The following is a 15,059-nucleotide window of genomic DNA, read 5'->3' on the forward strand; positions in this document are numbered from 1 at the left end:
TCCCTCCTGCTTCTCGGGGCCTGTTCCCCCGGTTGGATGGTGCGTTGTTACGTACATGAGCGTTGTGTCAGAAAAAGAATACTTTGCAGGCAAGGGCAGTCGGACAAGCCGCCGCCCTCTGCACACGCAAAGTGAAATCATTGCATCTTAGAAAACTGATTTAGAAAACAAAGTCGATGGAATCCGGCGAGAAGCCTTCTGGCTGCTCGTCCGTGTTCACCTGAATATCGCTTAACAGCAAATCTGGATCGGTTCCAATCTGGGACAGGATCGCTATCAAATCTCTGGTTAATCTCTCAATAGCGTCGGCTCCAAATAGCTTCGTGCAATATTCAAAGGAACCCTTGATTTCCCCATCTTCATCACTCATGGACAAGGTCAAATCGAATTTGGAGATACGATGCTCCTGAACATGCGGGCTGAAGGACAGCGTCTCAAGCTGCGCTTCCTGTGACTCCGTATTTTGCAGTACAAACATGGTGTCAAACAACGGGTTACGGCTTGCATCCCGTGCTACATCCAGTTTTTCCACCAACTCTTCCAGTGGATAATCCTGATGCTCGAAGGCTTGCAGCGTACGATCTCTGGCTTCCAGCAAGTAGCTGTGGAACGTTTGGTTGCCCTTCGGCTGATGCCGGATGGCTAGCGTGTTGACGAACATTCCGATCAGTGGCTCCAGTTCAGGCAACAAGCGGCCTGCTACCGGCGTACCGATGATCAAATCGTCCTGACCGCTGTATTTGGACAGCAGAACGGTGTAGGCGCTCAACAGCACCATGTACAGCGTACTTCCGGTCTGTGCCGCAATTCGGCGCAGTTGCTCGGATACATTCGCGTCCACTGTAAATTCATACATCGCACCCTCGAAGCTGCGAACAGCAGGTCTAGGATAAGCAATTGGCAAATCCAGTACCGGCAATGCTCCGGCTAAATGCTCCAGCCAGAAGTGTTCTCGGCGTTGGTATGACTCACGCTGCATCTCCTGCTGCTGCCACACGGCGTAGTCTTTGTACTGAATTTGCAGCGGCTCCAATTCCTGTCCCTCGTACAGTTGTACCAGCTCCTGCACGATGTTGCTCGACGATACACCGTCTGAAATAATATGGTGCATGTCGTACATCAGGAGATGGCGCTCTGGTCCGGTTTGAATGAGACGGACACGCAGCAGTGGTGCCTGGCGAAGATCAAAGCTACGTACAAAGGACTCGATATAGGCTTCAACTTCGGACTCCCTGGCCTGCAGGTGCTCTACTGCAAACTCCACTTGATCGTAAACCCGCTGAACGACCTCGCCTTCCAGCATTTCAAAGGAAGTCCGCAGCGTTTCATGGCGGGCTATTAACTGACGGAACGCATCCTCCAGCCGATCGGCCTGAAGCGGTCCCTCCACGGTTAATACACCCGGCATATTGTAACTGAGATCCCCACCTTCCAGATGGCTCAAAATGTACAATCGTTTTTGAGCCGAGGAAACCGGGTAGTACGCCTGTTGCGCCGCCGCAGGGATCACCGTATAGGTGTCTGTACCGTGCGTTGCGATGAGCTGGGCTTGCTGCTCAATCGTGAAGTGTTGGAACACCTCACGCAGCGTAATCCGGCTGTCCAGTTCCTGATGGATTTTGGCCACCAGCGTCGTTGCCCGCAGGGAGTGTCCACCCACGTCAAAGAATGAGTCGGTGATTCCTACGCTGGACAGCTTCAAGACATCCTGCCAGATTTGGGCTAGCTTGGTTTCCAGCGGTGTCCGCGGTGCAACGTACTCCAGGCCTCCTTCGAGGCGTGCTTCCGGTGCCGGCAACGCCTTGCGGTCGATTTTCCCGTTCGGTGTCAGCGGGAAACGATCCAGTTGTACCACATACGTCGGGATCATGTAATCCGGCAGCTTCGGCTGCAGCGCATTGCGCAGCTCCGGCAAACTCAGGGACTCTGAAGCTATGATATAGGCACACAGGTCCTTGTGTCCGTCTTCGTTTTCCCATGCTGTGACCACGGCTTTCTGAATGCCGTCCACGGTCAGTAGCTGCGCTTCCACCTCGCCCAGTTCGATCCGGTACCCCCGGATTTTCACCTGGTGGTCGATCCGGCCCAAATACTCAATACTGCCGTCTGACATCCACCGTGCCAAGTCGCCCGTCCGGTACATCCGGTTTGCGTGAGTGCTATCCGCTGGATCAGCTGCTGCCGCATCAGCGAACGGATTCAGGACGAACTTCTCTGCCGTCAGCTCCGGCAGGTTCAGGTATCCTCGTCCCACACCTGCACCTCCGATATAAAGCTCACCTGCGATACCGATCGGTACCAGCTGTTGCTGGCTGTTCAGGATGTACACCGACTGGTTCGCTATCGGCGTTCCGATGGATACTGTGTGCTCCCCTTTTTCCAGCAGTACGTTCAGGGACTCCACATCTTCAATCGTATAAGCAGTCGCATCTACCGTCGTTTCGGTCGGGCCATACACGTTCGTAATGACTGGACGATACCCAGACCACTTGTGCAAGAACACATTTACCAGTTGCACGGATAATGCTTCGCCACCGATCAGGTAATGCTTCACTTCCGGCGCTTCCGTCACACTGACGCTTTCGTTCAAAATATGCAGATGCGCAGGTGTGCCGTCCGACAGATCAATTCGGTGCGTGCGGTAGTAGGCGATCAAATGCTCTCCGCTCAGACTGACGTCACGGGACACCACGTGCAGGGTGTGGCCTAACAGCAAGCTGGCAAAGATTTGCTTCACTGAAGCGTCAAATACAAATGCCGACAGCCATGCGACATGAAGCGGCTGTTCATAACGGCTGTATACGCGTTCCCATAAAGCATCTACCAGATTGCTAACACTGCCCTGCTCGATCATGACCCCTTTCGGCTGACCGGTGGTGCCTGACGTGTAAATCATATAGGCCAGGTTATGCGGGCGGGCAACAGGGATTAGATTGCTCGCATCCTGTGCTCCCAACTGAGCTTGAACGTCCTCGTCGTCAAGAACTACAGCTTGTACTAGGGATGGCAAGCTGAGCGACAGGGTGGCGACTCTACTTGTAATCACGACCTTGGCCCCACTGTCTTGGAGCATGTAGTCGATGCGCTCCTGTGGATACACCGTATCCATCGGCACATATGCGCCTCCGGCCTTAAGTACCCCCAGAATGCTCACCAGAATATCCGCAGAACGTTCCAGCAATACGCCAACCGGTTGATCTGCTTCGACCCCTTCCGCTCGTAACACACGAGCCAATTGGTTCGCCCGTTCATTCAACTCGGCATAGGTCAGTGCCGTGTCTCCAGACACGACTGCTACCCGCTCAGGGTTGCGCTTCGCTTGGTCTTCAAAGCGTTCGCTGAGCGAACGGCCTTGTAATGCTCCAAGCAGGCTGTGCGCATTCGGATCATTGAACACCTTCAGAATCTGCTCGGTTTCTTCTGCCGTAATCAACTCCAGCTCACCCAGCTTCGCATCCGGGTTCGCCGCGACGGCTTCAGCCAAGCGAACAAAGTGACGCGTCATCCGTTCTACCGTTTCGCGCTCGTACAACGCAGTTGCATACTGCAATCCGAACTGGATACCTGCCTCTTCCTCTCTGGCTTCCAGCGTCAAATCAAACTTCGCTGGCGTTTGTTCCAAGCCGTATGGACGGAAGCTCAGATCTACCAGCTGCAACTCGCCTTCCTCGGTGGTTTGCAGGGTAAACATCGTATCAAACAGCGGATGGCGGCTCATATCCCGCTTCACATTTAGCTTTTCCACCAGTTCCTCAAATGGGTAGTCCTGATGTTCATAGGCTTGCAGAGCACAAACTTTCACTTCTTCCACGTAGCTGCGGAAGGTATGTTCCGCTGTCGGATAGTTTCGCAATGCCAACGTACCGACGAACATCCCGAGGATCGGTTCCAAATCTGCATGCGGTCGTCCGGCAATCGGTGTGCCGACTACAATATCTTCTTGCCCGCTGTATTGGTGTAAGAGCGCGGTGTACGCAGCCAGCAGCACCATGTACAGCGTGGAGCCTGTGTGCGCCGCCAGTTCCTTCAGGCGTTCGCTAGCTTCGCGTTCCAGCCCGAACACCACTGTATCGCCTGCGGTACTTCGCACCGCCGGACGGGCAAAGTCCGTAGGTACATCCAGCACTGGCAGCTCACCCCGGAAGGTGTCGAGCCAGTACGCTTCCTGACGTTGCATCCACTCTTGATGGGCTTCGCTTTGCTGCCATACCGCATAATCCTTGTACTGTATCCGCAATGGCGAAAGCACTTCACCGTCGTATAAGCGGACAAATTCATCGGTCAGTACTCCCATGGACACACCATCCGAGACGATATGGTGCATATCGAGCACGAGTAAATGCTGCGGTTCCTGCTCGGTTCCTTGTACACCCAAATCTACCAAGCCTACCCGCAGCAGCGGAGCGGCTTGCAGATCGAACGGACGTACAAACTGTTGCACACGTTCTTGTGCTTCCTGACTGACCATCGTGTCCGCAGTTGCACCCTCTATCTGTACCTTCGTATACTCCACCTCGAACGGTACGGTGTCCTCTATCCATTGCACCGGCTCACTGTCCACCAGCTCAAAGCGGGTACGCAACGTTGCATGGCGGGCGATCAGTTGACGGAACACGTCCTCCACTCGCTTCACGTCCAACGGACCACTCACTTGCAGCACTGACGGCATGTTGTAGTTCACATCATTCGGGTCGAACTGATGCAGCACATACAGTCGTTTTTGTGCCGAGGAAAGCGGGTAGAAGCTGCGTTCTTCCGTCACCGGAATGGACGCATACGCCACTTGATCCAGACCTTCCATGACCGCTGCCAGTTGTTCAATCGTTGGCGCTTCAAAAATACTGCGTAGTGGAAGCGGCTTGTTCAGCTCCTTGTGAATCTTCGAGGCCAGCGTCGTCGCCCGCAGCGAGTGTCCGCCAATCTCGAAGAAGTTTTCCTTCACACCGACCTGCTCCAGACCCAGCACATCCTGCCAAATTTGCGCCAGCTTCACTTCCACCCATGTCCGCGGTGCGACATAATCGGCTCCGCTTTGCAGGTTGCCTTCCGGTGTTGGCAGTGCCTTGCGGTCGATTTTACCATTCGGTGTCAACGGCATCTGCTCCAGCTGCACCAAATACGAAGGCACCATGTAGTTTGGAAGCTCCTCGCCCAGTAAGCTGCGCAGCTCACCAGTGCTCACTTCCCGTTCAGCAACATAGTATGCCACCAGTTGGTTTTGCCCCTGTTCGTCTGCCTGGGCCAGTACGATGACCTCTTGTACGTCCTCCACTTTCAAAATTTGTGCCTCGACCTCGCCCAGCTCGATCCGATAGCCCCGGATTTTCACCTGATGGTCGATCCGGCCCAAATATTCGATGTTGCCGTCTGGCATCCATCTCGCCAAGTCACCCGTACGGTACATTCGTTCGTAGCCGGCTTCACCAGCCGCAAACGGATTTGGTATAAATTTCTCAGCCGTCAGCTCTGGGCGATCCAGATAACCACGGGCCAGACCCGGACCGGACACGCACAGTTCACCCGCTACGCCTACCGGAGCCAAATGTCCATGCACATCCACCATGTATACCCGATGATTCGGCATAGGGCGTCCGATGGAAATCAGTTGTCCGGCTCTCTCATCCTCGGATACCGGCCAGATGGATGTCGCCACCGAGTTTTCGGTTGGACCGTAACCGTTGTAGTACGCCACCTGATCCTTCCACTTGTACACCAATTCTGTTGAAGATGCAGAACCCGCAGTGAACAGAATACGCAGATTTGGCATCCGCTCCGGCTCCAGATACACCGCATAGGTCGGTGGTAACGTCGCCACCGTAATCTGATGTTCTGTCATGTAATGTTCGAATCTCTCATAGTCCAAAATCGTCTCTGACGTTGGCACATACAACGTGGCTCCGCAGAACAGCGCCTGGAAGATTTCCCAGCAAGCCGCATCAAACGAATAGCTGGCGAACAGCAACGTATGATCCGACGTGCGGATCTTGAGCGTCTGATCAAAATACGTTTTCAGATTGCATAGACCGCGATGCTCCAACATAACACCCTTCGGCTGCCCCGTCGTACCCGACGTATAGATGACATACGCCAGATCGTTCGGACCAGACAACGGTTCCAGATTGGAATCATCCTCGTGATACACCGTTTGCTCCCCATCCAGCACCAGCACGTTACCATCGAAAGCTACTTTATCCACCAAATGGTTTTGCGTTAACAATAGCCTCGCACCTGAGTCGTCCAGCATGTAGCGGATACGCTCCTCCGGATAGGTTGGATCAATGGGGACATATGCTCCTCCGGCCTTCAAAATCCCGAAGATCCCCACGATCATGTCCACCGAACGCTCGGTCATCAGACCCACCAGACGATCCTTCGTCACGCCTTGGTTACGCAAGGTACGAGCCAAACGATTGGCGCGTTCATTCAGCTCGCGATAGGTCAACTGTTCTCCTTCGAAGAACAACGCTGCCTGTTCCGGTGTGTGCGCCGTTTGTGTCTCGAACAAGCCATGGATCGTTTGCTCGCTTGGATACTCAGCAGCTGTATTTCCCCATACGCTGAGAATTTGCTCACGCTCCTGCTCACTTACCATATCCAGCTCATACACCCGAATGTCTGGCTTCGCTACCACCTGCTCCAACAGCTGTATCAGATGGCCCTGAGTCCGTTCAACGGCTTCACGATCATATAACTTCGCATTGTATTCAAATCGGATTTTCATCGCTTCCTGCGGCATAACGACCAGATTGAAATCATAGTTGGTTTGTTCAATCATGCCGGCATTGCGAATTTCAAAATCCGACTCTGCACCTTCGCCAAGTTGCTCGACCTGCTCCTCCACCGGATAGTTTTCAAACACGATAATGTGGTTGATCAGATCTTGCTTTTGCTCGCTTAAGGCTTGAATTTCATACAGCGGATACGTTTCATAATCTTGAGAAGTCAGCGCCTGCTTCTGATTCATTCTGATCATGTCGGCAAAGGTGTCCTCAGCCCCGCTGCGGATCCGTATTGGAATGGTGTTAATGAACAAGCCCACCATATTTTCGATCCCCGGAATATCCGCTGGACGACCAGACACTACACCGCCAAAAACAGCGTCGTCACTACCGTTGTACTTTTGGAGCAGCAATCCCCAGGCTGTTTGCAGCAACGTATTCGGGGTCACGTGGTACTGCTTGGCCACCATTTCCATACGTTCGGTCAAGTCCTTGCCCAGATCACACAGGATATGCTCAAATTGTGCACCGTCCGCTTTCACGCCTACTTTTCCGGTCGGAATCGAAGTTTGCTGATCATAGCCGAGCAAATAATCCTTCCAGTACGCAGCTGCTGCTTCTACATCCTGTGCTTCAAGCCACTCAATATACTGACTGTATGGAGTAACGGGGGCAAGCTTCGGCTGTCTATGCTCCACGGCTGCAAAGTAAGCCTCAAACACCTCATCCGTGACTAATGCCACACACCAACCATCCATCAAGATGTGATGAGAGCTCCACACAAAATAATAATCCTCATCACCTGTTCGTAAAATCGCCACGCGCATCAACGCATCCCGGGACAAATCGAATCCGGCTGCCTTGTCCTTGCGAATAAATTCCTTCACATATGCGTCACGCTCCTGCTCATTCAGATGACGCAAATCTTCACATCTAAAACCAACATCCTTGCGTCGGAAAATAACCTGCACAGGCTCATCCTGCCAACCGCTGATGAAATTGGCTCTAAATATCTCATGCCGCTGTGCCAAATGATTCAAGCTATCTTGGAAAATATCGGCTTGGAAGCGTCCATGCAAGTCAAAGGTCGTTTGTTCAAAATAAGCACCTGACTCTGCATCCATCAGACTATGGAACAACATGCCTTTTTGCATCGGCGTCAGCGCATATACATTTTCCAGTTCCCCCATGTCACGAGTCCGCTCTACCAACTGATCCAGCTCGGCCATGGTTACATTTTTAAGCATGACATCGCTTGGCGTCAGCTCCTGCTGTTTGCGGCCTGTGCAATGCGCAATGATTTCCTGCAAACTGATTCGGAACGCTTCGGCTAGCTGCTCCATCGTTTCATGGCGATATTCCTGCTTACTGTAGCTGATCGTCAATTGCAGCTCGCCTTCGGAAATCAGTCCGTTCATATCCAGCGTGTGCGTTCTAGCTGCATGAGCGCTAAGCTCTGCACCGCTAGAATAAGGAGATACGCCAATGGATTGATTTTGCATATCTTGGTCAAATTGTCCCAAATAGTTAAAGCTGATTTCAGGTTCAGTTACAAAACGCTCTTGCTCACGTGCTGCGGACAGGTATCTCAACATCCCGTAGCCAATGCCCTTTTGCGGAATGCGGCGTAGTCCTTCTTTCACATGTTTGATGCGTTGTGAAAGGTCTTGCCCCACGCTCATATCCAGCACAACTGGGAATTGAGTCGTAAACCAGCCCACGGTGCGCGTAATATCCAGTTCTGGCAAAATGGACTCCCGTCCATGACCTTCCAGGCTCACAAGCACTCGTTCCAGACCGGCCCAGCGATGAATAGTCAGTCCCAATGCGGTAAGCAGCAAATCATTCATCTCCGTGTTGTAGGCACGATGCGCCTGTTTTAACAGCTGTTCCGTTTCCTGAGCTGTCCACGTGACCGTAATGTTCTCGCTGTCCCTATTTAAGGAATGAGAATGGGATTCGTCTTTTGGAAGCGGCTGATATATTCCCTGTTCCATTTCCTGCCAGAATGCGAGTTCTGCTGCCATGGCCGGACCGTTCGCATATTGAGACTGCCCATCCGCCCAGGTGCGGAATGAATCCGTTTTGTGCGGAAGACGAGCGGCTTGTCCGTTCAATGCCTGCTCGTAGGCTGTCGTAATATCCTCGAACAAAATGCGCCAAGATACGGTATCCACCACTAAGTGATGAATCGCCATCAGCAAATGATCTCCATCCGGGCAATGGAACAGCCCCAGCTTCACCAGCGGTCCTTCGCTTACATGAATACCCGCCTGAATTTCATTCACTTTGGCCTCGATCGCTGCAGATACCTCAGACTCATTTCTGAAGTCGGCCCGATCCAGTGTATACAGCTCGCCCTCCCCAACTGCACGGTTCCAAGCTTCATATCCGTGCTTACTAGGACGGAAAATGATACGCAGTGCGTCGTGATGGCTCACGACGTGATCCATCGCCGTGCGCAGGGCCGCTTCATCAAAACCGTCCTTGCTATGCAGCATAATGGACTGGTTATAATGATGAGCATCCGTCAGGTTCTGCTCAAAGAACCATTGTTGAACAGGTGTCAGTTTCACAGCGCCCACCACTTCGCTCTGATCCGCCAATCGGGTCACCGTTTGGACTTTCAGTGCCAATGCAGACACGGTTGGATGACTGAACAGGTCTTTCATCTCCAGTCGATAACCTGCTTGCAGCAAGCGGGATGATACTTGCAGCGCCTTGATCGAATCGCCACCCAGTTCAAAGAAGTTATCCTGCGTGCCTACCGCTTCCACGCCGAGCACCCCGGCCCATACCGCAGCCAATACTTGTTCCACCGTGGTACGCGGTGCCACATAGGCTGCGCCGGTATGGATGCTTCCTTCCGGTTCCGGCAAGGCCTTGCGGTCGATTTTGCCGTTGCTCGTCAGTGGGATCGTCTCCAGTCGCATCAAGCGTGCAGGTACCATATGCGCTGGCAGTCCTGCTTCCAGCTCGGTCTGTACCTCCTCAATCCGCAGCTCTGCTTCTCCTGTGATGTATCCGCACAAATACTTGTGTCCACGCTCATCCGTTCGGTCGATGACTACCGCTTGACGCACACCTGGCACCCGCTGGATCGCCGTTTCAATCTCGCCCAGCTCGATCCGGTAGCCCCGGATTTTCACTTGATAATCCATCCGGCCGATAAAGTCCACATTGCCGTCTGGCATCCACCGCGCCAAGTCGCCTGTGCGATACAATCGTTCACCCGGTACGTACGGGTTCGCTACGAATTTCTCGGCCGTCAGGTCGGCACGGTTCAGGTAGCCTCGTGCTACCCCGGCTCCGCCGATACACAGCTCTCCCAACACACCGATCGGCACCGGATTCAGCTGGCTGTCCACGATGTAGAAGCGTGCGTTCAGCCACGCCTGACCAATCGGTACACTGCCGCTGGCCGGCAGCTTCGACAGCTCTTCGTCGTAGAAGCTGGAGTCGATTGCCGCTTCCGTGACACCGTAGCTGTTCATAATGCGGATATCCGCGCCAAACCGTTCTTGCAGCACCCGATAATCCGTCACGCTACAGCTGTCCGAGCTGGTAATCAGCAATTCCAGACTGCTCATGTCCAGTCCCTGTTCATACACGTGCTGCATAAACGGTACAATCAAGGCCGGTGTTGATTCGAACACCGTAATCTGATAATCACGAATCCAGCCATACAGACGGCTTGGATCAATCCGGTCGTCCTTCGGACAGATAACCATCGTTCCTCCGTTATAAAGCGTCCGCGCAATATCGCCGACGAACACGTCGAAGGAGAAGCTTGCCAGTTGTAGCAATCGTACCGGGAACCGGTTCAGACGATAATCCCGGCGATACGCCGCAGCCGTATTCACCAAGCTGCGATGCTCAATCATGACGCCCTTCGGACGTCCCGTTGTACCGGAGGTGTAGATCACATACGCCAGATCCTGCGGTTCGTTGATGTGCTCGATATCCGTGGCATCCCCGGTGTACAGCGACTCATCGTCCAGCGCCAGCACGGTATGCAGACGCAAGTGCGCTGCGGGTTCGACTGTAGCTTCGCTTTCATCCAGCCAGACCTGTGCACGCTCCTGCAACCCCGTTTGGGTCAACAGTACCGTCGCACCACTGTCCTCCAGCATGAAACGAATACGTTCGGACGGATAGTCTGCATCCAGCGGCACATAGGCGCCTCCAGCTTTCCACACCGCCAATACGCCAACCAACATGTCCACCGAACGTTCACTCAAAATGCCAACAATCGACTCGCGTCCAATGCCTTCATTTCGCAATCTACGCGCCAATTGGTTCGCACGCTCGTTCAGTTTCTGGTACGTAAGCTGCTGTTCCTCGTACACCACCGCCACGTGATCCGGTACAAGCTGCGCTTGTTCTTCCACAAAGGTATGGAACAGTGCTCCTGCTTCTACCGCAGCAACATCCGATACCCCTACATCTCCAAAACCGTAGATGATTTGTGCCTTTTCCTCGACGGTTACCATCTCCAAAGCTGCCAGTGACTGCTGCGGATGCAGCGTAATTGCACGAACAAGCTCGGTAAAATGCTGTGCCAATCGCGCGATGGTTTCAGGCTTGTACAGCGCCGTGCTGTATTCCAGACTGCACAGAATGCCTTCCGGCTGCTCCACTGCATCCAAGGTCAGATCAAATTTGGCCGTGTTATTGTCCGTCGGATACGTCTTAAAGGTCAGACCCTCCAGCTCGAACTCCTGCTGCTCAAATGTTTTCAGCTCAAACATCGTGTCAAACAGCGCATTCCGGCTCGTATCCCGCGTTAAATTCAGCTTTTCAACCAGTTCTTCAAAAGGATACTCCTGATGTTCATAAGCACTGAGCGCATGCTCCTTCACCTCTTGCAAGTAATCCAGGAACGTTTTGTCGCCAGACGGATAATTGCGGATCGCCAGCGTGTTGAGGAATACGCCTACCAAGCCCTCCAGTTCCGCATGCGGTCTTCCGGCAATCGGCGTGCCGACGATGATGTCCTCCTGCCCCGAATATTTATGCAAGAGCGTGCTATATGCGGCCAGCAACACCATGTACAAAGTGGAGCCGGTTTGCGCGGCCAGCTGTTTCAACTGCTCGCTGTCCTCCAGGCTGATCGCAAATTCCAATCGAGCTCCTTCCAGACGCTGTACGGCTGGTCTTGCAAAATCCGTTGGCATATCCAGCGCCGGAATGTCACCAGCCATCGTGTTCAGCCAATAGCTTTCCTGCTCACGAAGACGTTCACTTTGCATATCGGCATGCTGCCAAACGGCATAGTCCTTGTATTGGATGCGAAGTGGCGGCAGTTCCTTGCCTTCATACAATTGAGAGAACTCCTGCACGATAATGCCTTCAGTCACACCATCCGAAATAATATGGTGCATGTCATAGAGCATGACGTGACGCTCCGGTCCGGTTTCCACCAACTGAACCCGCAGCAACGGTGCTTGTGCGAGATCAAATGCACGTACAAAGTCCAGTGCATACTGCTGGGTCTCTTCTTCGCTTGCCTGCACATGCTCCACGTTGAATGCGACGCCCGATTCAATCCATTGAATAACCTCGCCATCCACCATCTCGAATCTAGTTCGCAGGGCTTCATGACGGACAATCAGCTGGCGGAAGGCTTGCTCCAGTCGCGTTTTATCCAAGGAACCTTCAATAATCAAAGCGCCTGGCATATTGTAGCTAACCTCTCCGCCTTCCAAATGACTCAGCACGTACATCCGTTTTTGCGCCGAGGAAACGGGATAATATACGCGCTCCTCCGCCACAGGGATGGATACATACGTTTGTTGTGTCTGATCTTCTCCCATCACCTGCACCAGTTGCTCAATCGTCGGATATTGGAAAATATCTCGCAGGGCCAGCTTGTAATTCAGCTCCTGATGGATTTTCGCCATCAGTGTTGTGGCGCGCAGAGAATGTCCTCCCACTTCAAAGAAATGGTCCTTAATACCGATCTGCGGATGATTCAGAACACTTTGCCAAATACGTACCAGTTGCTCTTCCAGCAGTGTCCGCGGTGCCACGTACGCCGTGCCTCCTTCGAGGCGCGCTTCCGGCGCAGGCAACGCTTTGCGGTCAATTTTCCCGTTCGGTGTCAGCGGGAATTGATCCAGTTGTACAACATACGTCGGGATCATATAACCCGGCAGCTTGGGCTGCAGCATGTTGCGCAGCTCTGGCAAATTCAGCGCCTCAGAGGCTACAATATACGCACACAAATCCTTGTCTCCGTCTTCGTTTTCCCAGGCGGTGACGATGGCTTTCTGAATGCCTTCCACGGTCAGCAGCTGCGCTTCCACCTCGCCCAGTTCAATCCGGAAGCCCCGGATTTTGACCTGATCATCCATCCGGCCGATAAAGTCCACATTGCCGTCCGGCATCCAACGCGCCAAATCGCCTGTGCGGTACAATCGTTCACCTGGTACATACGGATTCGCTACGAATTTCTCGGCGGTCAAGTCTGCACGATTCAGATAGCCTCGTGCCACTCCAGCTCCGCCAATGCACAGCTCGCCCAGTACGCCGATCGGCACCGGATTCAGCTGGCTGTCCACGATGTAGAAGCGTGCGTTCAGCCACGCCTGACCAATCGGCACATTGCCGCTGCTTGGCAGCTTCGATAGATCTTCATCGTAGAAGCTGGAGTCGATCGCCGCTTCTGTGACGCCGTAGCTGTTCATAATGCGGATATCTGCGCCAAATCGTTCTTGCAGCACCCGGTAATCCGTCACACTGCAGCTATCCGAGCTGGTGATCAGCAATTCCAGACTGCTCATGTCCAGCCCCTGTTCATGCACATGCTGCATAAACGGTACGATCAGGGCCGGAGTCGATTCGAACACTGTAATCTGGTAATCGCGAATCCAGCCATACAAACGGCTAAAATCAATCCGGTCGTCTTTCGGACAAATAACCATCGTGCCGCCGTTATAAAGCGTCCGCGCAATATCGCCGACGAAGACGTCGAAGGAGAAGCTTGCCAGTTGTAGCAAACGTACCGGGAACTCGCTCAGACGGTAATCCCGACGATACGCCGCAGCCGTATTCACCAAGCTGTGATGTTCGATCATGACCCCTTTCGGACGTCCCGTTGTCCCGGACGTGTAGATCACATACGCCAGATCCTGCGGTTCGTTGATATGATCGACGTCTGTGGTATCACCGGTGTACAGCGACTCATCGTCCAAAGCCAGCATCGTCTGCAGACGCAGCCCCGTTGCAGGTTCGACGGTAGCTTTGCTTTCCTCCAGCCATACTTGTGCGCGCTCCTGCAAGCCTGTTTGGGTCAACAGTACCGTCGCACCGCTGTCCTCCAGCATGAAACGAATACGTTCGGACGGATAGTCTGCATCCAGCGGCACATAGGCGCCTCCAGCTTTCCACACGGCCAATACGCCGACCAGCATGTCCACCGAACGCTCACTCAAAATGCCGACAATCGACTCGCGTCCAATGCCTTCATTCCGCAATCTACGCGCCAATTGGTTCGCACGCTCGTTCAGTTTCCGGTACGTAAGCTGCTGCTCCTCGTACACCACCGCCACGTGATCCGGCACAAGCTGTGCCTGTTCTTCCACAAAGGTATGGAATAAGGCTTCTGCTTCAACAGCAGCCACATCCGATACCCCCACATTTCCAAATCCATGGATGATTTGTGCTTTTTCCTCGGCAGGTACCAGCTCCAAAGCTGCCAATGGCTGCTGCGGATGCAGTGTAATTGCACGTACAAGCTCGGTAAAATGCTGCGCCATTCGCGCAATAGTCTCAGACTTGTACAGCGCCGTGCTGTATTCCAGGCTGCACAGAATACCTTCTGGCTGCTCCACTGCATCCAGAGTCAGATCAAATTTGGCCGTATTATTTTCCAGCGGATACGAATTCAGGGTCAGACCTTCCAGCTGCAACTCCTGTTGCTCCAATGTTTTCAACTCAAACATCGTGTCAAACAGCGCATTCCGGCTCGTGTCCCGCGTCAAATTCAGCTTTTCAACCAGCTCTTCAAAAGGATAGTCCTGATGCTCATAAGCACTGAGCGCATGCTCCTTCACCTCTTGCAGATAATCCAGGAACGATTGGTCGCCAGACGGATAATTGCGGATTGCCAGCGTGTTGATGAAGACACCTACCAGACTCTCCAGTTCCGCATGTGGTCTTCCGGCAATCGGCGTTCCCACTACGATATCTTCTTGCCCCGTGTATTTATGCAAGAGCGTAGTGTATGCCGCCAGCAGCACCATATACAAGGTTGAACCTGTTTGCGAAGCCAGTTCTTTCAGGCGTTCGCTAACTTCACGCTCCAGTGCAAATTCGATCGTATCCCCTGCCGTACTC

The 15,059-nt window shown here is 53.3% G+C and carries 1 protein-coding gene; it reads right to left on the reverse strand.

Annotated features, from left to right (window positions below; all coding sequences use genetic code 11):
• Window positions 1-160: 160 nt before the first annotated feature.
• Window positions 161-15,059, reverse strand: a 14,899-nt coding sequence (locus ACQW03_RS25945; protein ID WP_441952772.1) for an amino acid adenylation domain-containing protein, incomplete at its 5' end; no start/stop codon positions are given.

The sequence above is a fragment of the Paenibacillus sp. DRB1-1 genome (assembly GCF_052119485.1).
GTDB lineage: Bacteria > Bacillota > Bacilli > Paenibacillales > Paenibacillaceae > Paenibacillus > Paenibacillus polymyxa_B.